Below are 24,759 nucleotides of genomic sequence, written 5' to 3' on the forward strand. Positions count from 1 at the left end.
CGAGTCAGTGCGCGCGCGGCAGCGCGACGCCGATCAGCACGTCCTTCGTGACGAGCGTGCGCAGTTGTTCCTCGCTCATCTGCTCGCTGCCGGCCGGCCGCACGGGCAGCACGAGATAGCGGGTTTCGGCGGTCGTATCCCAGACCTTCACGACGACGTCGTCGGGCAGGTCGGTGCCGAGTTCGCGCAGCACAGTGCGGCCCTCGCGGACGAGTCGCGCACGATATTCGAAGCCCTTGTACCACTCGGGCGGCAGCCCGAGGACCGGCCAGTTCGTGCATGAGCACAGGCTGCAGACGATCACGTTCTTCAGCGTGGGCGTGTCTTCGAGCGCGACGATGTATTCGCCCTGCGGGCCGGTGTAGCCGAATTGCGCGCATGCGGCCGTGCCGTCCTTCAGCAGCAGTTCGCGAAACGCCGGGTCGACCCACGCACGCGCGACGATGCGCGCGCCGTTGGCCGGATCCCAGGTCGTGGACATCAGCTCGGTCAGGCCTTCGATATAGCCGTCGGGAATCAGGTTCTTCTCTTTCATCACGCGAAACAGCGCCCAGGCACGTTCGCCGGGCGTCGAGACCGTTTCCGCGGAAGGGGTCGTACTCATCGTGGGGGCTCCTTGTGGTGGTTCGGGTTGACCGCCGCCACGGCGTCGGGACGGCCCTGGCGGGGGTGGCCGCGTGGTGTCGGTCACGCTCGACGAGCAGGGTAAGAAGAGAAAAAGCACGGTTCTTTGCCGGCACGGATCGGAAACTATGCTGAGACGGCCCCGTGGCGCGGCGTGGGGCCGGCGCGCACGGATGCACGGCGATGGACGGCAATGGGCGGGGCACCCGACACGAAAACCGTGGCAGCCGGCGCACGTTTTGCGACCGCTGCATGACATCGGAAGCGCAGGTCCGCCACAGCCAATTTCTTGTTCCGCCGGAAAACAGAACTGCGGATTTTGCCTTCCTATTCTCATCCTCAAGCGACGGCCGTTCGATGTCGCGAATCGCCGGCATCCCCGATGGACCGGCGGAACAACAGTCAGCCAGCACCCCCGCGATTCCACCATCCGGCGACGGTTCCCGTTCGTCGTGCGTCGAGCGTGGCGGTGTCTGCGCAACCAGGTGAGGAGCATGATGGACAACGTCAACAGAATGAAACTGAAGCGAATCGCGCGCTGGATCGGTTTGTCGCTGATCGCCGTCGCATCGCATTACGCGGGCGCGGTCGAGGTCGATCCCGGCGACTACGAGCAGTATCCGGCCGGCGCGACGATCGGCGTGCTGTACTACAACTATTCCGCGACGAACGCGTACTACGCGAACGGCCACCGGACGTCGGATTTCGACCTGCAGTCGAATGTCGGCATCGCCCGCCTGCTGCACGTGTTCCAGCTCACCGACAGGCTCACGATCGATCCGCAGGTGTTGCTGCCGTTCGGTCACATCAGCAGCTTCGGCAACGCCGGCGCGCTTGGCAGTACGAACGGTGTCGGCGACGTGATCCTGACCGCGCCGTTGAAATTCCGCCTCAACGACGCGAAGGACGTCGTCGCCGCGACGGTCTACGTCTACGCGCCGACCGGGAGCTACGACCAGAACCGCGGTCTCAATCTCGGCGCCAACCGCTGGTCGCTCGATTTCCAGGCGGCCTACATCAAGCACTTTTCGCCGCAGTGGGCGCTCGATCTCGTCGGCGACGCGATCTGGTACGGCAACAACACGTCGTACGGCGCGAGCGGCGCGACGCTGCATCAGCGGATGAGCTACAGCGCACAGGCGATGGTGCGTTACATGCCCGATCCGGGCACGTCGCTCGCGGTCGGCATCACCCAGCTCTGGGGCGGTGAAACGAGCGTCGACGGTGCGGACAACAACGACGCGCTTCGCACGACGCGCCTGCGGCTCACCGCGGCGAAATTCGTGACGAAGTCCGATCAGGTGCAAATCCAGCTCGGCACCGACCTGAGCGTGCGCAACGGCCCGAAGAACAGTGTGCTCGCGGGCCTGCGCTACGCGCACATCTTCTGACCGGCCGCATGCGCCGGGATACGCCCGGTGCATGTCGCTCCGTGTCCCCAACGTCGATACCTCGACACCCGATTCCCTTTCCAGAGAGGTCATGCATGGAATCCGCCATCGACAAACACCTGGTCTGCCCGCGGACGCTGTCGCGCCGCGTCGCCGATGACTACCAGCCGCCGTTCCCGATGTACGTCGCCCGGGCCGCCGAAGACCTGAGCCAGGTCGTGATGGGCTATTTCGGCGTGCAATACAGCGGCGCCGACAAGCGCGCGGCGGCGCTGGCCGCGTTGCGCCGGATCGTCGCCGATTTCGGCGTGCAGGACGGCCCGAACAACTTCGATCTGACGCAACACACCGACGACCAGGGTTACGAGAACCTGATCGCCGTCGGCTACTGGCGCGATCCGGCCGCGTATGCGCGCTGGATCGCGTCGCCGGCACTCGTCGAATGGTGGACCTCCGACGCGCGCCTCGCGGACGGCATCGGCTACTTCCGGGAAATCGTCGCGCCGCGCGCCGAGCAGTTCGAGACGCTCTACGCATTCACGAACGATTTCCCCGGCGTCGGCGCGATCATGGACGGCGTCAGCGGCGAGATCGAGGAGCACGGTTACTGGGGATCGATGCGCGACCGGTTCCCGATCTCGCAGACGGACTGGATGCGCGCGGACGGCGAGTTGCGCATCGTCGAGGGCGATCCGGCCCGCGGCGGCCGCGTGGTCGTGCTGGCGCACGACAACATCGCGCTGATTCGCTCCGGCCAGGACTGGCGCGCGGCCGAACACGACGAGCGCCGGCTGTATCTCGAGGAGATCGAGCCGACGCTGCGCAGCGGAATGGACTTCCTGCGCGACAACGGCACGGACGTCGGCTGCTACAGCAACCGCTACGTGCGCTCGATCGATCTCGACGGCAACGTGCTCGACGAGAGCTACAACATCGGCCACTGGCGCTCGCTCGACCGCCTCGAACGATGGGCCGAATCCCATCCGACGCACCTGCGGATCTTCGTCACCTTCTTCCGCGTCGTCACCGGGTTGTCGAAACTGCGGCTGTATCACGAGGTTTCCGTCTTCGACGCGAAGCATCAGGTCTACGAATACGTGAACTGCCATCCGCGCACCGGGATGATGCGCGACGCCGTCGCCATCGCCCGCTGAATCCCGCCGGCACCGCCGGGGCCGGCGGTGCCGCTTACCGAACTGGAGAACGTCGATGGCCATCAAACGCCCGACCCGCGAACAACTGTCCGATATTGCAGCCGGCTTCGGCTTTCATCTCGATTCCCGCCAACTCGCCGACTACGACGATGCGCTGCAGGCGAACTTCGACGCCTACGATGCGATCGACGCGCTGCCCGACTATCTGCCCGTCGTCGCGTATCCGCGCACGCCCGGCTACCGCCCGGAAGGCGACGAGAACCGTTACGGCGCGTGGGCGCGCAAGAGCACGATCCACGGCGCCGCCGACGGCAAGCTGCGCGGCAAGACGGTGGTCGTGAAAGACAACATCTGCGTCGCCGGCGTACCGATGCGCAATGGCTCGACCACGTTCGAGGGCTACGTGCCCGACGTCGATGCGACCGTCGTCACGCGGGTGCTCGACGCCGGCGGCACGATCGCCGGCAAGTCGACCTGCGAGTACTACTGCTTTTCCGGCGGCTCGCACACGAGCGCGTCGGGGCCGGTGCACAATCCGCGCAAGGCAGGGCACTCGTCCGGCGGCTCGTCGTCGGGCAGCGGCGCGCTCGTTGCGAGCGGCGAGGTCGACATGGCGCTCGGCGGCGACCAGGGCGGCTCGGTCCGGATCCCGTCCGCCTATTGCGGCATCTACGGGATGAAGCCGACGCACGGGCTCGTGCCGTATACCGGCGCGATGCCGATCGAGGCGACCGTCGATCATCTGGGACCGATGACGGGCAACGTGCTCGACAACGCGCTGCTGCTCGACGTGATCGCGGGCGACGACGGGCTCGATCCGCGCCAGCGGGCGCTGCCGCCGCGCGCCGATTATCTCGGCGCGATCCGCGACGGCATCGCGGGACTGCGGATCGGCATCCTGCGCGAGGCGTTCGGGCTCGCGAATTCGGAGAACGTGGTCGACGAGGCCGTGCGGGCCGCCGCGTACCGGTTGCACAAGCTCGGCGCGCGCGTCGACGAAGTGTCGGTGCCGCTGCATGCGGCCGGCACCGCGATCTGGCTGCCGATCGCGGCCGAGGGGGCGACGCAGCAGATGATGAAGGGCAACAGCCACGGTTTCAACTGGGGCGGCCTGTACGTGACCGGCATGATCGATCACCACGCGGGCTGGCGCGAGCGCGCCGACGAGTTGCCGGATACCGTGAAGGTGACGATGCTGCTCGGCGAATATTTCACGAGCCGGTATCGCGGGCGCTACTACGCGAAGAGCCAGAACCTCGCGCGGCGCTTGCGATCGGCTTACGACGCGGCGCTGCAGTCGTATGACGTATTGCTGATGCCGACCGTGCCGATGCGCGCGTCGAAGCTGCCGGCGCCCGGTTGCGCGATGTCCGAGTCGCTGACGCGGGCGTTCGAGATGCTCGCGAATACCGCGCCGTTCGACGTGTCCGGGCATCCGGCGATGTCGCTGCCGTGCGGGGTCGCCGACGACCTGCCGATCGGGCTGCAACTGGTCGGGCGCCGTTTCGACGAAGCGACGCTCTACCGCGTGGCGTATGCGTATGAACAGTCGTCCGACTGGCGTCGGACGACGTACGCATGACATGCCCGGCGCGGTAGCGCGCGGCCGCCGCGCCGCGTGCCGGTTCGACCGGCAACGCGGCGTGCGCGGTCATCGATTGGACAAGGCGCTTTTGAACGGGCACGCTATCGGCTGCGTGTTTGCCAACCCCTGTAGGGCACGATCATGACGATGCGTCCTCTCCCGCGCGCCGCAAGCGGCGACGCGCCCGGTCCGGCGTCCGGCAGCCCGCTGGACGAACGGACGAACGCGGCCATCGAGGTGCCGATCGACGGCTCGGTCAGCCAGCGTATCGAATTCTGGCGCGAGACGATTCTGCGCCTGTTCGCGGACGTGCAGATCGCCGCCGTGCAGAAAGCCGATTTCTTCGGCCGGGTGCGGCAGCGCAAGTGCGAAAAGATGCGAATCTCGGAAATCCACGCGAGCGAGCAGGCCGTGATCCGGCGTTATCGCCAGGCGCGCAGCGAGTACGAGGACAAGTATTTCGGGGTCTTGATGCTCGAGGGTAGCCAGTCGGTCGAGCAGGACGGCAAGATCGTCACGCTGCACCCCGGGGATTTCGCGATCTACGACGCGACACGGCCTCACCACCTGCAGTTCGGCCAGTCGTGGCGCGAGATCGTCGTCAGCATTCCCCGCGCGACCCTGAACCAGCTCGTCGTCGGGATGGAGCACCGCACGGCGTGCCCGACGCAAACCGGGGACGGCGTCGGCAGCGTCATGCGTGCGTTTCTCGAGCAGATGTCGTCGCAGATCCGCAGCGTGACCGAGGACGAGATGCGGCAGTTGTCGGATACCGCGATCTCGCTGATCGCGATGACGCTGGGGGGGCATGCAGCGCAACGACCTCGCGCAGTCGAGGATGAAGGCGTTGACGCTGACGCGCGTGAAGCGGCATGTGCTCGAGCACCTGCACGACCCGGAGCTGAACCCGATGCTGATCGAGCAGTCGATCGGGATTTCGTCGCGGTACATCAACAAGCTGTTCGAGGCCGAGGAGGCGTCGCTGATGCGTTACGTGTGGAACCTGCGGCTCGAACGGTGCGCGCAGGATCTCGCGAATCCGCAATGCGCGGCGCTGCGCGTGTCCGACGTCGCATTGCGCTGGGGATTCAACGACATGTCGCATTTCAGCCGCGTGTTTCGCGAGCGGTTCGCGATGTCGCCGCGGGCGTGGCGCGAGCAGAGCGGCAAGCCGCGCGCGTAATGCGTCCCGGGCCGCGTTCGTGGCCGGCCAGCGCCGATCGCGGCGGCCGGACGTCGACAGGCTCGGCCGACTTCAGTGCAGCGCCCGCGGCGCGTGCGCCGACCGCGAATCGGCGGAGTCGACCACGCCGGTTGCACCGGTTGCGTCGCCCGCGCGCAGCGGTCCGCCCGCGCAGGGTTCCGTCGACACCGAGAAGCCGAACGTATTGACGCCGCCCGCGCACGCGACGAACACGCCGCCGCCGTGCATCTCGGCCACGGCCTTGACGATCGACAGTCCGAGCCCGTGGTTCTCCTTGCTGTTCGCGCGTGCTTCCTCGAGCCGGTAGAAGCGCTCGAACACGTGCGAGCGCTGCACCGGATCGATCGGCTCGCCGGGGTTCGACACGGCCATCTCGACGAGCGTGTCGCGCCGCGTGATCGTCACTTGTAACGTCGCGCCGGGCGCGGAATGCTGGATCGCGTTGATCAGCAGGTTCGTCATCGCGCGGCGGAACAGCGACGGATCGACGGCCGCGCGCGCATCGCCGTGCAGTTCGGCGTGCAATTGCGCCTCGTCGAGCGGGATCTCGAGGAAATCGAGCATGCGCCGCACCTCGTCGGCGAGCGACACGTCCTTCAGGTCGGCCGCGCGTTCGCCGCGGTCGCTGCGCGACAGGAACAGCATGTCGTTGATGATCACGCGCAGCCGCTCGAATTCCTCGAGGTTCGACTGCAGCGTCTGGCGCATCCGGTCGACCGAGCGGTCACGGCTCGTCAGCGCGACCTGGGTCTGGCCGATCAGGATGCTGATCGGCGTGCGCAGCTCGTGTGCGACATCCGCGTTGAACGCCTCGAGTCGCGCGTAGGTTTGCTGGATCCGTTCGAGCGCGCCGTTGAACGATGTCGCGAGATCGCGCAGCTCGGTGGGCAGCGCGTCGGTCTGCAGCCGCTGGCGGCGGTTCGTCGCGCTCACGCTCGCCGCGTCCTGCGACAGCCGGTCGAGCGGCGCGAGCCCGAAGCGCGCGACCGCGCGGCTCAGCAGCAGCGTGATGACGGTCGCTGTCGCGATCAGCGCGGCCAGCGTCCAGCCGAAGCGGCGCAGCATCCGCTGCGTGCGTTCGCACGAGGTCGCGACGACCAGCTGCAGCGTCGGCCGCTCGTCGGCGCCGGGCAGCGTGACGGTCTTGGTCATCACCGCGTAGCTGCTGTCGTTGAGCTGGTAGCGCTGGAACGCGCCGAACGGCGGGTCGAGCGGCACGCCGTCGACGGGGCTGCCGAAGCGGAACGCGGGGTTGTCGCTGACGACCTGATAATGCGTCGAACCGTCGGGCGGTTCGAGATCGGCGAGTTTTTCCTGCATCAGGCGGCCGCGCGCGGCCGTGGTCGCGTGCGACACGATCATCGCGGCGACCTTGGCGCGCGTGTCGAGCGTCGCGCGCAACTCGGCGAACAGCTGGCGCTCCATCATCACGAACAGCCCGCAGCCGACCAGCGTGAACACGAGCAGCGACACGATGCCGAACATCGCCGAGAGCCGCAGGATGATCGAGCGCTTCATGCCCGCCGCTCCGTGTCGCCGTCCTCGCGTGCCTCGAGCACGTAGCCCATCCCGCGGATCGTGTGCAGCAGCTTGTCCGCGAACGGGCCGTCGAGCTTCGCGCGCAGCCGCTTGATCGCCGTCTCGACGACGTTCGCGTTGCTGTCGAAGTTCACGTCCCATACGAGTTCGGCGATCGTCGTCTTCGACAGCACCTCGCCGCTGCGCCGGGCCAGCACGCCGAGCAGCTGGAATTCCTGCGCGGTCAGGTCGAGCCGCGTGCCGTCGCGCGTCGCGCGGCGGCCGATCAGGTCGACGCGCAGGTCGCCGATCGAGATCAGCGTCGACTCCTGCACGCGCGCGCGGCGTGTCAGCGCGCGCAGCCGTTCGATCAGCTCGAGAAACGAGAAGGGCTTGGTCAGGTAGTCGTCGGCGCCGCCGCGCAGCCCGCGCACGCGATCGTCGACGCGGTCGCGCGCGGTCAGCATGATGACGGGCGTCTGCTTCTGCGTGCGCAGCGCGCGCAGCACGCCGAAGCCGTCGAGCTTCGGCAGCATCACGTCGAGCACGACCACGTCGTAGTCGAATTCGACGGCTTTCCAGGCGCCGTCCTCGCCGTCGAGCGCGGTATCGACGACCCAGCCTTCCTCGGTCAGGCCGCTCTTCAGGTATTCGACGACTTTCGGTTCGTCTTCGACGATCAGGACTTTCATGAGGTTGTCCGCCTAATCGGGTTAAGGGCCGACGCTCTCGGCGCGCGGCGGGGCCGCGGCCGCGACGTCGGACGGCGCGGCGCCGTCCCAGCCGCCGCCGAGCGCCTTCGCGAGAAACACGACGAGCGCCGCGCGCTGGCCCTGGATCTGCACGGCCTGGCGCTCGCTCGTCAGGAGTTGCTGCTGGGCCGTCAGCACGTCGATGAACGGCGTCAGGCCGCCCGCGTAGCGGTCCTGCGCGAGCGACACGAGCTTGCGCGCGTCGTCGACGGCCGCCGATGCCTGCTGCGCGGCGTCGGCGAGCACCGACAGGCCCGTGACCGCATTTTGCACCTCCTGGAACGCGGTGAGCACGGTTTGCCGGTAGCTGGCCTGCGCGGCGACGTAGCCGGCCTGCGCGAAATCGACGCCGGCCTTCAGCCTGCCGCCTTCGAACAGCGGCTGGCTGAGCGACCCGCCGACCGACCACAGCAGCGCCGGCACGGTGAACAGGCCCGCGAACCGCGTCGCGTCCCAGCCGATGTCCGGCGACAGCGTGATGCGCGGGAAATACGCGGCGCGCGCGACGCCGATCTGCGCGTTCGCGGCGGCCATCGCGCGCTCGGCCGACGCGACGTCGGGCCGCCGCTGCAGCAGGTCGCTCGGCATGCCGGTCGGCAGCGCGGGCGCGTTGATCGGCACCACGCGCGGGGGCAGCGAGAAGGCGGGGGCCGGCGTGCCGACCAGCGTCGCGATCGCGGTTTCGACCTGCGCGCGCTGCTGGATCAGCAACTGCGCCTGCGTGCGCGTCGCGTCGAGCTGCGCGCGCTGCTGCAGCAGATCGAGACCCGACACCGCGCCGAGGTCGTGGCGCGCGCTCACGTAGTCGAGCGCCTTCTGCTGCAGGTCGATCGACCGCTTGACGACGTCGATCTCGGTATCGAGCTCGCGCAGCGCGAAATAGCTCGACGCAAGATCGGCGCTCAGCACGAGGCGCGCGTTCGCGAAATCGTCGCGCGCCTGCTCGGTGGTCGCCTGCGCCGATTCGACGCTGCGCCGCACGCGACCGAACAGGTCGAGTTCGTAGCTGACGGCCGCGCCGACCTGGACGTCGTTCTGCACGGTCGACATGCTTTGCGTCGCGTAGTTGGTCTGCGGCCGGTCGGCGGAGATCTTGAAGCGCTGGCCGCTCGCGGTCAGGCCGACGGCCGGATACTGGGCCGACGCGACCGACGCGAGCGTCGCTTTCGCCTGGTCGTAGCGCGCGGCCACGGCCTTCAGGTTCTGGTTGTTGCGCAGCGCGTCGGTTTCGAGTGCGTCGAGTTGCGGATCGCCGAACGCGGTCCACCACGCGGGGTCGAGCGGCGCGCGGGCCGGCGCGGCCGGGTGCCAGTACGCGTCGGCCGGGTCGAGCCGCCATGCGGCCGGCGTGTCGACGGCCGGGCGCTGGTAGTCGGGGCCGACCGTGCAGCCGGCGAGGACGGTTGCCGCCGCGACGGCGGCGAGCGCCGCGGGCCGCATGCGTGCGCGCAACGCGATCACGACTTTGCTCCCGCGACGGAAGAAGCGGGCTGCGCGGCCGGCGCCTGCACGACGACCTTGTCGCCGTTCGCGAGCGCGTCGCTCGGGTTCGCGACGAGGCGGTCGTTCGGCGTGAGCGGGCCGTCGACCTCGAGCGTCTGGCCGATCGTGCGCACGACCGTCACCTGCTTCAGGTGGACCTGGCCGTTCGCATCGACGGTCGCGACCGTCGGGCCTTCGCCGCGGAACAGCAGCGTATTGGCCGGCACCTGCAGGCGGCCGATCGGCGTCATCGGCAGCGTGGCCTGCACGTACGCGCCGGGCAGCAGCCGCCCGTCGGGGTTCGGCAGCGTGATCTCGATCTGCAGCGAGCGCGTCGCGACGTCGATCGCCTCGGACGTGCGCGTGATCGTGCCGTCGAAGGTCCGGCCCGGCAGCTCGGCCTGCGCGACGCTCACGTGCTGGCCGACCTTCACCTGCTGCGCGTAGGCCTGCGGCACCTGGACGTACAGGCGCAGCCGGTCGGCCTGCACGACCGTGAACAGCGCACGGCCCGCGTTGCCGGAACTGACGAGATCGCCGACGTCGACGTTGCGCTGCGTGACGATCCCGTCGATCGGCGCGGCGATCCGCTGGAAACCCTTCAGCTCGGTGAGCCGGCGCATGTTCGCATCGGCCGCGGCGAGGTTCGCGGTGCCCTGGTTGAACGCGCCTTGCCGGTCGTCGAGTTCCTGCTGCGACACGGCATCGCGCTGGCGCAGCTGCTGCGCGCGGTCGAACGACGTCTTCGCGAGCGCGAGCGCGGCCTGCGCCTGCTGGCGTTGCGCGGTGGCCTGCGCGAGTTCCTGGTTCAACTCGGGCGTGTCGAGTTCGGCGAGCGTTTGCCCCTGCTTCACGTGCGTGCCGATGTCGGCCTGCCAGCGCAGCACGTAGCCGCTCGCTCGCGCATAGATCGGTGCCTCGACGAAGCCGCGCAGCGTGCCGGGCAGCGTCAGCTTGCCGCCGGTGGCCGCGTCGACCGGGTGCACGACGGTCACGTACTGGCGCGTGTTCTGCTCGGCGACAGCGTCGAGCCGGTGGCCGTTCAGCACGTTGACGACGATCGTCCGCGCGGCGCCGGCGGCCAGCAGCACGCCGATCACGATCAGGACGATGCGCCCGCGCCGCGACACCGACGTGCGCGTCGGCAGATGCATGCCGTGTTCGTCCACCTGGATGCCGACGGCGCTGTGATGTTTCTCTTCCATGAATTCAACCAATTCAACCGGGTAGGGGGGACGAAAGTCAGTGTCCGGCCTGACGCGCACGGCGGCGGGCCAGCCGCGCATGCACGCCGCCGAACACGAGCGGCACGAACAGCAACGTCGAAACGGTCGCGAACAGCAGTCCGCCGATCACCGCGCGGCCGAGCGGCGCGTTCTGCTCGGCGCCTTCGCCGAGACCGAGCGCCATCGGCACCATCCCGATGATCATCGCGAGCGCCGTCATCAGCACCGGCCGGATCCGCGTCGCGCCGGCCTCCAGCGCGGCCGTGAGCGGCGGCGCGCCGGCCGCGAGGCGCTGGCGCGCGAACGACACGACCAGGATGCTGTTCGCGGTCGCGACGCCGACCGTCATGATCGCGCCGGTCAGCGCGGGCACGCTCAGGTGCGTGCCGGTGATGAACAGCATCCACGCGATGCCGGCGAGCGCGGCCGGCATCGCGCTGATGATGATCAGCGGGTCGAGCCACGACTGGAAGTTGACGACGATCAGCAGGTAGACGAGCACGATCGCCATCGCGACGCCCGCGCCGAGGCCGAGATACGACGTGCGCATCGTCTCGATCTGGCCGCGCATCGTCAGGTCGGTGCCGCGCGGCAGCGTCGCGCGCGCATCCGCCACGATGCGGTCGATCTCGCCCGCGACCGCGCCGAGGTCGCGGCCCTCGACGCTCACGTACACGTCGATCGCGGGGCGGATGTTGTAGTGCGTGATCACGGCCGGGTTCGCGGTGCTGCGCACCTGCACGAGGTTGCCGAGCAGCTGCAGCGGCGTGCCCGTGCGGCCGCTCGCCGAGATCGGCGTGCCGAGCAGGTCGTCGACCGACGAGATGCTGTATTGCGGGGTCTGGATCTGCAGCGGGTACTGCACGCCGGTGCGCGGGTTGATCCAGAACGACGGCGTCGTCTGCGAACTGCCGGACAACGAGATCAGCATGTTCTGCGCGACGTTCTGCGCGGAGAGGTTGAGCTGCTGCATGCGCGTACGATCCATGTCGGCCAGCAGGGTCGGTTCGTCGTTGCGTTGCAGCACGTGCACGTCGACGGCGCCGGGGATTTGCCTGAACTTTTTCATCAGGCTGCTCGCGATGGTCATGTTACTCGCGAGATCGTTGCCGAGCACCTGCACGTCGATCGCGGCCGGCTGACCGAAGTTGAGGATCTGCGTGATGATGTCCGACGGCTGGAAGAAGAACTCGACGCCCGGGAAGCGCTGGGGCAGCAGCGTGCGCAGCGTCTGCACGTAGTGCTGGGTCGCGCGGTGGCCCGGTTTCAGCGCGATCAGCAGCTCGCCGTCGAGCGTACCGATCGTGCCGGCGTTGCTGTACGACAGGTTGATGCCGCTCACCGGCAGGCCGAGGTTGTCGACGATTGCGCCGAGCTCGTCGGCCGGCACGGTTTCGCGGATCACGCGCTCGACCTGGTCGGCGAGGCGCGCGGTTTCCTCGATCCGGTAGCCGGTCGGCGCGCGCATGTGCAGGCGGATGTTGCCGGAATCGGCGTTCGGGAAGAAGTCGCGCCCGAGCACGAAAACCAGGCCCGTCGACAGCACGCAGAAGCCGAGGAAGCACATCGCGTAGAAGCGGCGGCGCACCAGCAGGATGCTCAGCAGCACGATGTACCACGCACGCAGCCGCTCGAACGCGCGGTTGAACGCGTGATGGATGCGCGCGAAGCGCGACGTCGAATGGTCGGGGCCGGTGCCCGCCTGCTGCGGGCGGAACAGCAGCATCGCGAGCGTCGGCACCAGCGTGCGCGACAGCACGTACGACGCGAGCATCGCGAACACGACGGCTTCGGCGAGCGGCACGAACAGGAAGCGCGCGACGCCCGTCAGGAAGAACATCGGCACGAACACGATGCAGATGCACAGCGTCGACACGAACGCGGGCACCGCGATCTCGCCCGCGCCTTCGAGGATCGCGTCGTGCAGGTTGGTGCCGAGATGCAGGTGCCGCTCGATGTTCTCGATCGTGACGGTCGCGTCGTCGACGAGAATGCCGACCGCGAGCGCGAGCCCGCCGAGCGTCATGATGTTGATGGTCTCGCCGAGCGCGGACAGCGCGATCAGCGACGTGAAGATCGACAGCGGGATCGAGATCGCGATGATCAGCGTGCTGCGCCAGTTGCCGAGGAACAGCAGGATCATCATTGCGGTCAGCACGGCGGCGATCAGTGCCTCGTGGATCACGCCCTGGACGGCCGCGTTGACGAACACCGACTGGTCGAACAACGGCGTGATCGTGAGCCCTTCGGGCAGCGTCGGGATCACCTTCGGCAGCAGCGCCTTCAGGTCCGACACGACCTTCAGCGTGGACGCGTCGCCGCTTTTCAGGATCGAGATGAGCACGCCGCGCTGGCCGTTCTGCCGCACGACGTTGGTCTGCGGCGCGAAGCCGTCGCGCACCGCCGCGACCTCGCGCAGGTAGGTCGTCGCGCCGTTGACGGTCTGGATCGGCAGGTTGCTGATGTCGGCGACGGTGTCGGCCGACGCGTTCGTGTCGATCCGGTATTCGGTCGGGCCCATCTTCGCGGTGCCGGTCGGCAGCACGAGATTCTGCGCGTTCACCGCGTTGACGATGTCGGCCGGCGTCAGGCCTTTCGCCTGCAGCGCCTGCGGATCGAGGTCGATCGCGACCACGCGCGTGCGGCCGCCGTACGGGAACGGGATCTGCACGCCGGGCACCGTGATCAGCTGCGGGCGCAGGAAGTTGAGCGCGATGTCGGCGAGCGACTGTTCGCTGAGCGTCTTGCTCGACAGCCCGAGCTGGATCACCGGGATGCTCGACGCCGAATAGGTGATCACGAGCGGCGGCGTCGCCCCCTGCGGCATCTGCCGCACGATCGCCTGCGCGGAGGACACCGTCTGCGCGATCGCCGTCTGCACGTTGGCGCCTGGCTGCAGGAACACCTTCACGACGGCGATGCCGGGCAGCGACGTCGATTCGACGTGCTGGATGTTGTTGACGGTCGTCGTCAGGATCCGTTCATGGACGGACGTGATCCGGTTGGTCATCTCCGTCGCGGAGAAGCCGCTGTAATTCCAGATGACGCTGATCACGGGGATGTTGATCGCGGGCAGCACGTCGACCGGTGTGCGCATCAGCGCCAGCGGGGTGGCCAGCACGATCATGATGGCCATGACGATGAACGTGTAGGGGCGCCTGAGCGCGAGATTGACGATCCACATGGAGGCGGCGGGACAGGCGGTGATCAGGCGTCGGTGAAGGGAACCCGAATGATAGGCGTCGGCGTGGAACGGGTTACTGTCGCGAAACTGGCGGAACTGTCAGGTTGGGGCGGGCGGGTGGTCGGCCGATTCCGCAGACGGAAGGCATGCGTCGCGATGGCGGCGGTTTCGCCGATCGTGCCGCGTTCACAGCTGCTCCATCCCGAAGCGCGCGAGCGCGCGCAGATCGACGACCTCGATCTGGTTGTACGCGAGCCGCAACGCGCCGAGCTTCTCGAGCTGCTGCAGCGCCTGGTTGATCCGTTGCCGCGACACGCCGACGAGCATCCCCAGTTCCTCCTGCGAGATCGACAGCGACGGGCCGGTGTCCGGATACAGGTCGGGGTTGAACAGCTGCGCGAGCGCCTGCGCGACGCGCGCGTCGACGTCGAGCAGCCGGCTGTTCTGGATCGACGCGATGAATTCGCCCATCCGGTTGTTCAGCTGATGAATCACGAAGCGCGTGAACGGCAGGCTGGTATCGAGCAGCGCGTGGAAGGTGTCGACCGGCACGAACAGCACGGTCGAGCGCTGGATCGCGACGACCTCGTACTTGCGCAGCTCGCGCTTGATCACGCTGCCTTCGCCGAACCAGCCGCCCGACGGCACGCCGGAAAACGTGCAGCCGCGCCCCGACACGTTGAAGATCGCGAGCTTCAGCAGCCCCTGGTGCACGCCGATCCAGTATTCGGACGGCGCGAGCCGGTGCGCGATCACGTCGCCGGCCTCGCATTGCTCGACGTGCGACTGCGCGAGCACGAGCGCCTGGTGCTCGGGCGCGAGCGTGCGGAACCACGCACACTGGCCGAACAGCGTCGCCAGGGCGGGCAGCGGGCCCGGTTCGGGAAGCGGGTCGGCCGCGTCGGGCGGCGCTACGGGGTGATCGTGCATGGGTGCGGGTTTGCGAGGATAGGGATAACGCGCAGCGCTCGAAAGGCACTCTGTCGTTTCGATGACAGACGGCTCACAATAACGCCCGTTAGGCTGTCGGCAATTGAACCACATCAAAACGATCCGGGGTGCATGCACGCCGGTCGGCAGAATACGGGAGACAGGATCATGACGCAGATGTTCGAGGCCGGACTCGGCCGCCGCGACGCCAATTACGTGCCGCTCACCCCGATCGACTTCCTGGTCCGGACGGCCGAAGTCTACGGCGAGCGCGCGGCGATCGTGCACGGCGACGTGCGGCGCACGTGGGGCGAGACCTACACGCGTGCGAAGCAACTCGCGAGCGCGCTTGCGCGGGCCGGCGTCGAGCGCGGCGACACGGTCGCGGCGATGCTGCCGAACATCCCGGCGATGGTCGAGGCGCACTTTGGCGTGCCGATGGCCGGCGCGGTGCTCAACACGATCAACACGCGCCTCGACGTGCCGTCGGTGCTGTTCATGCTTCGTCACGGCGAGGCGAAGGTGCTGATCGTCGACACCGAGTACGCGGAGTTCGCGCATCGCGCGGCGCTCGAGGTGCCGGGCCTGAAGATCGTCAGCGTGGCCGACGCGATGCCGGCCGATCCCGAGCGGTTCGCGGGCGCGACCGACTACGAGGCGTTCGTGGCCGGCGGCGATGCCGACTACGCGTGGACGCCGCCCGCCGACGAGTGGGACGCGATCGCGCTGAACTACACGTCCGGCACGACCGGCGACCCGAAGGGCGTCGTCTACCATCACCGCGGCGCGTATCTCGCGGCGGTCAGCAACCTCCTCGAATGGGACATGCCGAAGCACGCGGTGTATCTGTGGACGCTGCCGATGTTCCACTGCAACGGCTGGTGCTTCCCGTGGGCGGTCGCCGCGCGCGCGGGCGTGAACGTGTGCCTGCGCAGGTTCGACGCGAAGACCGTGTTCGACCTGATCCGCCGCGAGCGCGTCACGCATTACTGCGGCGCGCCGATCGTGCAGAGCGCGATCGCGAACGCGCCGGCGGAATTCCGCGCCGGAATCGACCACACGGTGCACGCGATGGTCGCGGGTGCGGCGCCCGCGCCGGCCGTGATCGCGAAGATGAAGGAGATCGGCTTCGACCTGCTGCACGTGTACGGGCTGACCGAGGTCTACGGCCCGGCGACCGTCTGCGCGAAGCAGGCGCACTGGGACGAGCTGCCCGACGAGGACCGCGCCCGGCTCAATGCGCGCCAGGGCGTGCGCTACCACCTCGAGGCGGGCGCGACGGTGCTCGATCCCGACACGATGACGCCGGTGCCGGCCGACGGCGAGACGCTCGGCGAGATCATGTTCCGCGGCAACATCTGCATGAAGGGCTACCTGAAGAACCCGAAGGCGACCGACGAGGCGTTCCACGGCGGCTGGTTCCATACGGGCGATCTCGCGGTGCTGATGCCGGACGGTTATATCCGGATCAAGGATCGCAAGAAGGACATCATCATCTCGGGCGGCGAGAACATCTCGAGCATCGAGGTCGAGGACGCGCTGTACCGCCATCCGGCCGTCGCCGTCGCGGCGGTCGTCGCGATGCCCGACCCGAAATGGGGCGAGGTGCCGTGCGCGTTCGTCGAGCTGCGCGAAGGCGCGAGCGCCACCGAGGCGGAGATCGTCGCGCATTGCCGGCAACTGCTGGCGGGCTTCAAGGTGCCGAAGGCCGTGCGCTTCGGCGAGCTGCCGAAGACGTCGACCGGCAAGATCCAGAAGTTCCAGCTGCGCAACGCGGTCGGCTCGGACAAGGCGATCGACCTGGCGGGCGACAAGAAGTAGGCGCGGCGCCGGGCCCCGGCCGATCATCCGGCGTCCGTCACGCGTCGCGTTCGAGCCGGAACACGCTGACCGCGTCCGACAGCTGCGCGGCCTGGTCGCGCAGCGCGACGGCCGCGCGCTCGGCGTCCGAGATCAGCATCGCGTTCTGCTGCGTCGCGTCGCCGATCTGCGTGACGGCGAGGTTGACCTGCTCGATGCCGGTCGATTGCTCGCGCGACGCGGCGCTGATCTCGCCGATCAGCGTGCGGACCTGGTCGACCCGCGCGACGATCTCGCGCATCGTGCCGCGCGCGGCGTCCGCGATCCGGTAACCCTGTTCGACCGTCGTCGACGATTCGGCGCTCAGCGCGTCGATCTCCTTGACGGCGGCCGCGCTGCGCTGTGCAAGCGCGCGCACCTCGGCCGCGACCACCGCGAACCCCTTGCCGTGCTCGCCCGCACGGGCGGCCTCGACGGCCGCGTTCAGCGCGAGGATGTTGGTCTGGAACGCGATGCCTTCGATCGTACCGGTGATCTCGGCGATCCGGCGCGTCGCGCGGCCGATGTCGTCCATCGTCGCGGCCACGCGCTGCACCGCGGCGTCGCCGTTCGTCGCGGCGGCCGACGCGTCCGCGACCAGCATGTTGGCTTGCGCCGCATGCTCGGCGCTCTGCTGCACGGCGGCGGTGATCTGTTCCATGCTGGCGGCCGTCTGTTCGACGCTGCTCGCCTGCGTCGCGATCCGGGCGGCGATGTCGCCGCTGCCGGCCGCGATGCCGACCGTGCCGTGCGCGATGTCGGCCGAGCTGTTGCGTACCTGCGCGACGATCCGCGCGAGGCCGTCGCCGATGCCGTCGACCGCCTGCACGAGCCGGCCGATCTCGTCGTTGCCGGCGCTGCCGCGCGCGTGCGCGCCGTCGCGGATGCGCACGCTGAGATCGCCCGCCGCGTAGCGCTCGGAGGCGCGGGCGGCGGCTTCCAGCGGCCGGCTCACGACACGCCGCACGACGATCACGAACAGCGTCGCGAACGCCGCGACGAGCACCGCGCCGATCATCAGGAAGCGGTTGCGGGTGGCGCGCATGGCGGCGAGCAGTTCGTCGTCGAGCGCGATGCCGCCGACGAGCCACTGCCACTGCGGAATCGTCGTGAACGACACGAATTTCGCGGTCGGGCCGCTGTCGTGCGCGGCCGGGTCGGTCGACGTGTACGCGAGCCGCCCCTGGCCGGCCGCGAGCATCCGCGCATACGGCGCACGCGTGTCGTCGGCGGGTTGGCCGGCCGCATCGGGATGCACGACGAAGGTGCCGCGCGACGGGCCCTGCGACGCATCGAGCACGAAGTAGTAGCCGTTGTCGCCGATCTTCAGCGAGCGGATGCCGTCTTCGACGAGCTTGAGTTCGTTGCCGATGTCGAGGCCGACGAACAGCGCGCCGATCACGCGGCCGCTCGCGTCGGTCACCGGCTTGTACTGCGTGATGTACGGCCGGCCGAACAGCCTCGCGAGGCCGGTATAGCTGCGCCCGGCGACCAGCGGCGCATACGCGGGCCCGGCGCGGTCGAGCCGGGTGCCGACGGCGCGCGCGCCGTCCTGCTTCTTCAGCGACGTCGTGATGCGCACGAAATCGTCGCCGTCGCGCGCGAAGATCGTCGCGATCGCGCCGCTTTTCTTCAGGAACTGGTCGGGAATCGCGTAGTCGAGGTCGAGCGGCTGGCCGCCCGCGAGGAGGGTCGGCGCGGCGACGCCGCCGATGTCGACCGTGCGGGCCGCGTCGAGCGAGAAATCGGCCGGCAGGAAGCTCGCGAACAGCGTCATCGAGCGGTTCGCTTCGGCGGTCAGGGCCTTGTCGAACAGGTCGACCATCGCGCGGATCGACTGCTCCTTGTCGGCGATCCGCAGATGGGCTTCTTCAGCGAGCTGCTGGCCGGCGAAATGGGCGAGCGTCCACGCGAACACGGTAAACAGCAGGGCGACGAGCACGCACGCCAGCGCGGCCAGACGCGCGCCGACGCTCACCCGGCCCAATTGGGTCGATCTCATGAAACATCCTGAGTGGGGAGAGTGAGAGGGGCGGAACGCACGCGTCACCGCAGTCCGTAAGGAAAACGGCAGATTCGGCGAAATCTTTAGCGGGACGAAGCCGGCGGCGCCGCGAACGGGCGTTGCCGGAGGTCGGCGGCGCGCGTCGGCCGGTCAGCGGGTCAGTGCGTCACGAGCCACGCGACGGCCAGGTAGCGGCCGACTTTCGCGATCGTCACGATGACGAGAAAGGTCGGCAGCGGCTCGCGCAGCACGCCGGCGATCATTGTCAGCGGATCGCCGATGACCGGCGCCCAGCTGAGCAGCAGCGACCAGCGGCCGTAGCGCCCGTACCAGCGCTCGGCGCGCGCGAGCGCGGACGGCTTGACCGGAAACCAGCGGCGGTCGCGGAAGTGCTCGATGCCGCGCCCGAGCGCCCAGTTGATCACCGAGCCGGCGACGTTGCCGATGCTCGCGACGAGCACCAGCGCCCACACGGGTTCGCGCCCGGCGAGCAGCAGGCCCGCGAGCACGGCTTCGGACTGGAGCGGGAACAGGGTCGCGGCGACCATCGACACGGCGAACAGGCCGCCGTAAGTGAGCAATTCGGACATCGCGCGATTGTACCGGCCGAATGCCGACCGGCCCGGATCAGGCGATCACGGGCGCACGATGCTAGGTGGCGCCGGTCGTGCCGAACAGCAGGTGCGAGATCAACGATTTGTCGACCGGTTCGTCGTTGAGCGTGCTGGCGAGCAGTTCGCCCGCGAGTTGCTGCGGCGAGAACACCATGTCGGGTTTCAGCAGGCGCAGCCGTTCGAGGTTGCGCTGCTGGTTCACGAGCGCGACCGTTCGCACCGTCGACGCGATCTCGCGGATCGCGAGGATGACGAACGCGTTTTCGGCGTCGTCGGAGCGCAGCGCGAGCACGGCACGCGCGGTCGCCGCGCCGGCGCTTTCCAGCACCGCATGATCGGCCGCGTCGCCGACGATCAGGTCGGTCGAGGCCGCGTAGTTGTGCTCGACGCCGGCCGGCACGACGACGGTCACCGCGTAGCCGCGCTTGCGCAGCCCGTCGTGTACCGCGTGCGCAACCGGCGTCGCGCCGACGATCAGGAAATGATGCTTGCGGATCACGTTCGACAGGCCTCCCTTGACGATCCGTTTCAGATTGCCGCCGATCACGGGGCCGACGACCGCGCTGATCGATGTCGCGAACACGGTGATGCCGAGCACGATCACCGAGGCGGTGAACAGCCGCGCGGTCGGCGCGTGCGGGACGATGTCGCCGTAGCCGACCGTCGACATCGACACGATCGAGAAATAGACGGCGGTGGCGAGATCGTGGACGGGCGGCGTGAATTCGTCGCCGAGGTACAGCACGCCGAAGGTCGCGTAGATCAGCAGCGACACGATGCTCAGCAACGCGAACAGGCTGCTCGCGGCGATGCTCGCGCGGTCGAAGTGCCGCCAGTAATAGAGCAGCGCGACGACCAGCACGGCCGTGTAGACGAACACCGCGTGGCTGCGATAGCCGCCGAGCATGCTGATCGCGGCGGCCGCGACCAGCAGCACGATTGACAGCACCCACGCGACGCGGGCGCGTAGCACGATGCCGATGGCCATCGTCGCGAGGCCGGCCGCGACGACGACTTGCGGCAGCACGACGAGCCCCGCGGTGTCGACGAGGTTCAGCGCATCGGCGAGCCACGCGTGATGCAGGCCGAGCCGCGCATGCTCGACGACGGGGCGCAGCACCATCAACGCATCGAGCGCGAGAAGGAGGGCGAGATACCAGTGCAGGCCGATCGGCGCGAACAGGCGCCGCAGGCGGGTAGTGACGTGCTTCATTCAGTCGCCCGGCGGGCCGGGCATGTCCAACGAACCAGCCGCTACCCTAAAGCATTCGGCGAGCGGCTGCTTTTTCGCGGGGCTCGACGGCGGCCGCGACGAAGCCGGCAGACCGGACCGTTCAGTTCCACCCGACCATGATCGCGCCCATTCCGACGAGCAGCCCGCCCGTCACGCGGTTCATCGCGCGCATCCGCGCCGGCCGCTGCAGCGCGCGGCTCAGCCGGTGCGAGAACAGCGCCATCGACGCGACGCCGCCCGCGAACAGCAACGCGAACGTCGTCGCGAGCAGCAGGAATTGAAGGTTCAGGCTCCAGTCGGCATTCGGGCTGATGAACTGCGGAAAGAACGACGGAAAGAACAGCAGCGTTTTCGGATTCAGGCCGGAGGTCGCGACGCCGCGCCAGAACAGCGCGCGGTCGGTGTCGGTGTCCTGCCGGGCGATTGCGGCTCCGGCCGCGGCATCGGTGGACGGAGCGGATGCGTTGGCCGGCGCCCGGCTGAGCCATTGCCTGGCGCCGAGCCACACGAGATACGCGGCGCCGGCCCAGCGCAGCGCGGTCAAGGCATGCGCGCTGACATGCACCAGCGAATTCAGGCACAGCGCGGTCAGCGCGAGTTGCAGCAGCACCGCGAGCGTGCCGCCCCACACGCACGGCAGCGCGCGGCGCCAGCCGGCGCGCAGCGCCTGGTTCATCGTGAGCAGGTTGACGGGACCGGGGGCGTAGATCAGGACGACGGAAGCAGCGAGGAACGACAGATAAAGCTTGAACGACATGACGGGAGTGCAGGAACAGGGCCGCGGGCACCGGCCCCGCACGCGGTCGGATAGGCGTGCGGGCGGCGGGGAATCGCATGCCTGCGGCCCGGCACCGCAACTCGTGATTGCGGCCGTGCGTCCCGCTGCGAAGGGGTGGTCGCGGGGAGCGTGCCGGGCAGCAGGCATGGTGAAAATGTATCAAGCGGCCCGGTTAAAAGGCTTCCTGTTTTCCGGCTAAACGGGCCTGAAACCGGAATCCTGTTCAGCTAGAATGCTGATTTTAAGTAGAAGATTCTTTTCATCATGGCTACCCGCGAACGCACGCCGAGAACGCTCGACAACCAGGACCGCAAGATCCTGGGCGCATTGCAGAAAAACGCGCGCCTGTCGAACGCCGAACTCGCCGAACAGATCGGCATGTCGACCACCGCCTGCTGGAACCGCACGCGGCAACTCGAACTCGACGGCTACATCGACGGGTACGTCGCGCTGGTCAACCAGCGCATGCTCGGCTACGCGGACATCGTGATCCTCGAAGTCACGCTCGATCGCCACGAGGACGACGCGCTCGCGCGTTTCGGTTCGGAGCTGGCGGCGCTGCCGGAAGTGCTCGAGGCGTATCTGGTGTCCGGCGAGTACGACTACTGGATCAAGGTCGCGGTGGACGGCACGGCCGGCTACGAGCGCTTCCTGCGCGAAAAGCTGTACCGGATTTCGAGCATCCGCCACAGCCGCTCGATGTTCGCGCTGCGCTGCATGAAGGACGTGCCTTCGATCCAGGTGTGATGGGGTGCGGAGGGCGGCCGTCGTTGAAACGACGGCGCGTGCGGCTGCGGGCGGGGCGCGGAGAAAACCGCCAAAGGGCCGACAGGCAACGCTTGCCGGCAGAGTCGGCAGGCGAGCGCGGAAAACGGATGAATCTTCCGGCGGCGGCGGTCCGGCGCAATCGTGCGCCGGCTATCGGCCTTGAAGCGGCCTCGAGATGACCTTCAAACGCTCGCGGCGCGGTGAGCTCGGCCGGCCGGCACGAGCCCGGCCTGTTTCCACGCCGGCACCGCCATGTTCCGATGCCCGACGCAGCGGCCGCTGGCGGCCGGTCGGCCTGCTCAGCGCGGCAGGCGCGCGTGTGCTTGCGCGATGATTTCGCAGTTCTCGAGGTGGAGCGCCCACGCTTCTGCAAGCAGCTCGCTCACACGTGCGAGCCAGCCGGTGGATTGGGTGGAACGGTTGGAGACGTTGGACGTTTGCATGGTGAAGCCCCGTATAGGTGGCGAGTTAGGGATAACCCTAATCATAGCGGAGCATCACCGCCTTGTGAAATGCGATTTCGTTATATGAGAATTCCTGACACTTTATGTTGCTGCCGCGCAACATGCATGTCTGACCGCGTTTGCGTCGCGGACAGGCGTGCCGAGGCCGTCCCGGCCAGGCTTCGCGGGAAGCGGGACAAGGGAAGGCGAGCGTAGGGGAAACGGGGCGCGATTACCGGCCGATCCACCCGAACCGCCAGGACAGTCGCCGCGTCGCGGCGAGCAGCGCCTGTGCGAGGTCGCTGTCCGGCCCGCGCGGGAAGCCGCGCGACGAGCCGATGATCGCGATCACGAGCCGGATGCTGCCGGTGTGATCGAACACGGGCGCGGCGACCGTGCCGATGCCCGGCACCGGCGCGTCGAATGCGAAATCGAGTTCGTCCGCGCGAATCGCCGCGAGCCGCGCACGGAATGCGGCGTCGTCCGGCGCGGTGCGGCTGCCCGCGAGGCGCACGGGCTCGTTGGCGAGCAGGTCGGCCAGCACGTCCTCGGACATGCCGGACGCGAAGATCCGGCCGATCGCCGTATTGACGAGCGACATCACGGTGCCGACCTGCAGGCTCACGTGCTGCGGCCGTGCCGATTCCTCGAGACGGATCACGGTCGGGCCGAGCGGGCCGAGCGTCGCGGCGGCGACGCTCATGTCGGTCGCGGCGGCCAGCGCGACGATCTCGGCTTCCGCGTCGCGCGTCGGCGACACGCGCTGCATCGCGATCAGGCCGAGCGCCTGCGCGAGCGGGCCGCCGTCGAAGCAGCCGGCGTCGTCGCGGCTCAGCAGGCCGATCTTCTGCAGGCTGACGAGATGGGGGAACGCCTTCGCGGCCGGCATGCCGGCTGCCGCCGCGAGATCGCGCAACGGCAGCGCGCGGCCCGCCGACACCAGCGCGAGCAGCAGGTCGCCGGTGCTGTCGAGCGCGTTGATCCCGCGTTGCGCCTTCGCGTCGTCGGCCAGTGCCGGTGGCACGCGAGCCGGGCCCGCTGCCGGCGCGGGCAGCGGTTCGGCCTGGTTCGCCCTTTCCGCGCCGAGCGACGCGGTGGCCTGCCGCGCTGCTTCGCGCAAGGCCGTCGCAATCGGGCCGTGCCAGTCGACATCGATCGACCCGCTCGAACCGATCACCGTCAACGCAAGCTGCAGACGCCCGTGCGCGTCGAGGACGGGCACGCACATCGCGCTGACGCCGGGGCTCGGCCGGTCGATGCCGCGTTCGATGCCGCGTGCGCGGATCGCCTCGCGTTCGGCCTGCTGCACGTCCGCGTCCGGCGCCGGCTGCACGCCCTCGGCGCCCGCGAGCGTCTCGCCCGCGCCGGCCTGGCTCGCCGCCATCGCGTCGAGCTGCGCGGGTTCGCCGAATGCGCGGAACACGCGGCCGGTCGCCGTCGTGTCGAGCGACATCACCGAGCCGACGTGCAGGTTCACATGCAACGGATAACCACCGTGCTCGATGCGCACGATCGTCGGGCCGAGCGCGCCCGGCACCGACAGCGCGACGCTCAGGCCCACGGCTTCGGCGAGTCGCACCGCGTGCGGCAGCGTCGCGCGGTAGGCCGGTTGACGCTCGATCGACATCAGCCCGAGCCGCAGCGACAGCGGGCCCGGCTCGTAGTTGCCGGTGATCGCGTCGCGCTTCACGAGCGCGAGCCGCGTCAGGCTGACGAGATAGGTATGCGCCTGCGCGGTCGACAGGTCGGCCGCCGCGGCCAGTTCCGACAGCCCGAGCGGCTTGCGCCGGCGCGCGAGCGCGTCGAGCAGCCGGCCGCCGACCTCGACACTCTGGATGCCGCGCTGCGCCTTGGGCGGCGCATCGTCCGCGCTGACTTCGTGGTTCTGCACGCGATGATTCTTCCTTGACGAAACCCCGCATGGTATCCGACGCCATTTATCGCGCCAGCCCGCAGGTTTACCCGTATTAGACAATAGCAAGCGACTTTGTCATTGACAAATATTCCATGCGGGAAGATGATCCGCTC

19 protein-coding genes and 1 pseudogene are annotated in these 24,759 nt (G+C 68.7%); 7 read left to right on the plus strand and 13 right to left on the minus strand.

The window, feature by feature from the left end:
* Nucleotides 1-4: 4 nt before the first annotated feature.
* Entirely contained in the window at nt 5-604 is a 600-nt protein-coding gene (gene nthA / locus HWX00_RS25550; protein WP_034191487.1) for a nitrile hydratase subunit alpha, read from the minus strand.
* A gap of 514 nt (nt 605-1,118) precedes the next feature.
* Here nthA and HWX00_RS25555 point away from each other — a divergent pair.
* The 5 genes and pseudogenes from HWX00_RS25555 (at nt 1,119) to HWX00_RS36965 (ending at nt 5,937) form a co-directional block, all read left to right on the plus strand.
* On the plus strand, nt 1,119-2,015 hold the full coding sequence (locus tag HWX00_RS25555) for a transporter (protein ID WP_034191486.1): 897 nt from the start codon (nt 1,119-1,121) through the stop codon (nt 2,013-2,015).
* Between the two features lie 95 nt (nt 2,016-2,110).
* Nucleotides 2,111-3,169 carry an aliphatic aldoxime dehydratase gene (gene oxdA, locus HWX00_RS25560; protein WP_069705332.1) on the plus strand — a complete coding sequence of 353 codons (1,059 nt, stop codon included), beginning with the start codon at nt 2,111-2,113 and terminating at the stop codon, nt 3,167-3,169.
* A 55-nt stretch (nt 3,170-3,224) separates the two neighbouring features.
* Nucleotides 3,225-4,751, plus strand: coding sequence for an amidase (locus tag HWX00_RS25565; protein WP_034191484.1), 1,527 nt, complete (start codon nt 3,225-3,227; stop codon nt 4,749-4,751).
* Between the two features lie 150 nt (nt 4,752-4,901).
* Nucleotides 4,902-5,495: pseudogene (locus tag HWX00_RS36960) on the plus strand (cupin domain-containing protein); the annotation flags it as partial.
* Nucleotides 5,496-5,562: 67 nt separating this feature from the next.
* Nucleotides 5,563-5,937, plus strand: coding sequence for a helix-turn-helix domain-containing protein (locus HWX00_RS36965; RefSeq protein ID WP_244131193.1), 375 nt, complete (start codon nt 5,563-5,565; stop codon nt 5,935-5,937).
* 72 nt (nt 5,938-6,009) lie between these two features.
* Here HWX00_RS36965 and HWX00_RS25575 read toward each other — a convergent pair whose 3' ends face one another.
* From HWX00_RS25575 to HWX00_RS25600, 6 genes are all read right to left on the minus strand, one after another.
* Nucleotides 6,010-7,476 (minus strand): heavy metal sensor histidine kinase, encoded by a 1,467-nt coding sequence (locus HWX00_RS25575; RefSeq protein WP_175027975.1) that lies wholly within the window; start codon nt 7,474-7,476, stop codon nt 6,010-6,012.
* Nucleotides 7,473-8,168 (minus strand): heavy metal response regulator transcription factor, encoded by a 696-nt coding sequence (locus HWX00_RS25580; RefSeq protein WP_034191481.1) that lies wholly within the window; start codon nt 8,166-8,168, stop codon nt 7,473-7,475. The genes HWX00_RS25575 and HWX00_RS25580 overlap by 4 nt, the downstream gene beginning before the upstream one ends.
* Before the next feature lie 21 nt (nt 8,169-8,189).
* Nucleotides 8,190-9,668, minus strand: coding sequence for an efflux transporter outer membrane subunit (locus HWX00_RS25585; protein WP_175027985.1), 1,479 nt, complete (start codon nt 9,666-9,668; stop codon nt 8,190-8,192).
* Between the two features lie 17 nt (nt 9,669-9,685).
* Nucleotides 9,686-10,915, minus strand: a complete 1,230-nt coding sequence (locus HWX00_RS25590; protein ID WP_059556485.1) for an efflux RND transporter periplasmic adaptor subunit — start codon at nt 10,913-10,915, stop codon at nt 9,686-9,688.
* 37 nt (nt 10,916-10,952) lie between these two features.
* Nucleotides 10,953-14,120 (minus strand): efflux RND transporter permease subunit, encoded by a 3,168-nt coding sequence (locus tag HWX00_RS25595; RefSeq protein WP_034191478.1) that lies wholly within the window; start codon nt 14,118-14,120, stop codon nt 10,953-10,955.
* 186 nt (nt 14,121-14,306) lie between these two features.
* Nucleotides 14,307-15,050 (minus strand): Crp/Fnr family transcriptional regulator, encoded by a 744-nt coding sequence (locus HWX00_RS25600; protein WP_175027974.1) that lies wholly within the window; start codon nt 15,048-15,050, stop codon nt 14,307-14,309.
* A 168-nt stretch (nt 15,051-15,218) separates the two neighbouring features.
* Here HWX00_RS25600 and HWX00_RS25605 point away from each other — a divergent pair, with 168 nt between their 5' ends.
* A complete protein-coding gene (locus tag HWX00_RS25605; protein WP_175027973.1) occupies nt 15,219-16,871 on the plus strand; it encodes an acyl-CoA synthetase in 1,653 nt (550 codons plus the stop codon).
* A 37-nt stretch (nt 16,872-16,908) separates the two neighbouring features.
* Here the strand turns inward: HWX00_RS25605 and HWX00_RS25610 are convergent, their stop codons facing one another.
* From HWX00_RS25610 to HWX00_RS25625, 4 genes are all read right to left on the minus strand, one after another.
* Nucleotides 16,909-18,891, minus strand: a complete 1,983-nt coding sequence (locus HWX00_RS25610) for a methyl-accepting chemotaxis protein (protein ID WP_059556488.1) — start codon at nt 18,889-18,891, stop codon at nt 16,909-16,911.
* A 161-nt stretch (nt 18,892-19,052) separates the two neighbouring features.
* Complete coding sequence (locus tag HWX00_RS25615) at nt 19,053-19,484, minus strand: YqaA family protein (protein WP_034191474.1); 432 nt, start codon at nt 19,482-19,484, stop codon at nt 19,053-19,055.
* Nucleotides 19,485-19,545: 61 nt separating this feature from the next.
* On the minus strand, nt 19,546-20,721 hold the full coding sequence (gene kch / locus HWX00_RS25620) for a voltage-gated potassium channel protein (RefSeq protein WP_175027972.1): 1,176 nt from the start codon (nt 20,719-20,721) through the stop codon (nt 19,546-19,548).
* 121 nt (nt 20,722-20,842) lie between these two features.
* Entirely contained in the window at nt 20,843-21,499 is a 657-nt protein-coding gene (locus HWX00_RS25625; RefSeq protein ID WP_069705337.1) for a LysE family translocator, read from the minus strand.
* Between the two features lie 285 nt (nt 21,500-21,784).
* Between HWX00_RS25625 and HWX00_RS25630 the strand changes: the two genes are divergently transcribed.
* Nucleotides 21,785-22,267 (plus strand): Lrp/AsnC family transcriptional regulator, encoded by a 483-nt coding sequence (locus tag HWX00_RS25630; protein WP_034191471.1) that lies wholly within the window; start codon nt 21,785-21,787, stop codon nt 22,265-22,267.
* Between the two features lie 320 nt (nt 22,268-22,587).
* Here the strand turns inward: HWX00_RS25630 and HWX00_RS25635 are convergent, their stop codons facing one another.
* Together HWX00_RS25635 and HWX00_RS25640 are read right to left on the minus strand one after the other, a co-directional pair.
* Nucleotides 22,588-22,731 (minus strand): hypothetical protein, encoded by a 144-nt coding sequence (locus tag HWX00_RS25635; protein WP_167361898.1) that lies wholly within the window; start codon nt 22,729-22,731, stop codon nt 22,588-22,590.
* A gap of 232 nt (nt 22,732-22,963) precedes the next feature.
* Complete coding sequence (locus HWX00_RS25640; protein ID WP_069705338.1) at nt 22,964-24,622, minus strand: IclR family transcriptional regulator; 1,659 nt, start codon at nt 24,620-24,622, stop codon at nt 22,964-22,966.
* Between the last annotated feature and the right edge of the window lie 137 nt (nt 24,623-24,759).

The organism is Burkholderia seminalis DSM 23518, from assembly GCF_902832885.1.
Lineage (GTDB): Bacteria > Pseudomonadota > Gammaproteobacteria > Burkholderiales > Burkholderiaceae > Burkholderia > Burkholderia seminalis.

Excerpts from the sequence above, each read along its gene's own strand:
- kch (WP_175027972.1), bottom strand. The coding sequence starts at position 20,721 with ATGAAGCACGTCACTACCCGCCTGCGGCGCCTGTTCGCGCCGATCGGC.
- HWX00_RS25615 (WP_034191474.1), bottom strand. The coding sequence starts at position 19,484 with ATGTCCGAATTGCTCACTTACGGCGGCCTGTTCGCCGTGTCGATGGTC.
- HWX00_RS25585 (WP_175027985.1), bottom strand. The coding sequence starts at position 9,668 with ATGCGGCCCGCGGCGCTCGCCGCCGTCGCGGCGGCAACCGTCCTCGCC.
- HWX00_RS25595 (WP_034191478.1), bottom strand. The coding sequence starts at position 14,120 with ATGTGGATCGTCAATCTCGCGCTCAGGCGCCCCTACACGTTCATCGTC.
- HWX00_RS25630 (WP_034191471.1), top strand. The coding sequence starts at position 21,785 with ATGGCTACCCGCGAACGCACGCCGAGAACGCTCGACAACCAGGACCGC.
- HWX00_RS25590 (WP_059556485.1), bottom strand. The coding sequence starts at position 10,915 with ATGGAAGAGAAACATCACAGCGCCGTCGGCATCCAGGTGGACGAACAC.
- oxdA (WP_069705332.1), top strand. The coding sequence starts at position 2,111 with ATGGAATCCGCCATCGACAAACACCTGGTCTGCCCGCGGACGCTGTCG.
- HWX00_RS25610 (WP_059556488.1), bottom strand. The coding sequence starts at position 18,891 with ATGAGATCGACCCAATTGGGCCGGGTGAGCGTCGGCGCGCGTCTGGCC.
- nthA (WP_034191487.1), bottom strand. The coding sequence starts at position 604 with ATGAGTACGACCCCTTCCGCGGAAACGGTCTCGACGCCCGGCGAACGT.
- HWX00_RS25635 (WP_167361898.1), bottom strand. The coding sequence starts at position 22,731 with ATGCAAACGTCCAACGTCTCCAACCGTTCCACCCAATCCACCGGCTGG.
- HWX00_RS25600 (WP_175027974.1), bottom strand. The coding sequence starts at position 15,050 with ATGCACGATCACCCCGTAGCGCCGCCCGACGCGGCCGACCCGCTTCCC.
- HWX00_RS25575 (WP_175027975.1), bottom strand. The coding sequence starts at position 7,476 with ATGAAGCGCTCGATCATCCTGCGGCTCTCGGCGATGTTCGGCATCGTG.
- HWX00_RS25625 (WP_069705337.1), bottom strand. The coding sequence starts at position 21,499 with ATGTCGTTCAAGCTTTATCTGTCGTTCCTCGCTGCTTCCGTCGTCCTG.
- HWX00_RS25555 (WP_034191486.1), top strand. The coding sequence starts at position 1,119 with ATGATGGACAACGTCAACAGAATGAAACTGAAGCGAATCGCGCGCTGG.
- HWX00_RS25605 (WP_175027973.1), top strand. The coding sequence starts at position 15,219 with ATGACGCAGATGTTCGAGGCCGGACTCGGCCGCCGCGACGCCAATTAC.
- HWX00_RS25580 (WP_034191481.1), bottom strand. The coding sequence starts at position 8,168 with ATGAAAGTCCTGATCGTCGAAGACGAACCGAAAGTCGTCGAATACCTG.
- HWX00_RS25565 (WP_034191484.1), top strand. The coding sequence starts at position 3,225 with ATGGCCATCAAACGCCCGACCCGCGAACAACTGTCCGATATTGCAGCC.
- HWX00_RS36965 (WP_244131193.1), top strand. The coding sequence starts at position 5,563 with ATGCAGCGCAACGACCTCGCGCAGTCGAGGATGAAGGCGTTGACGCTG.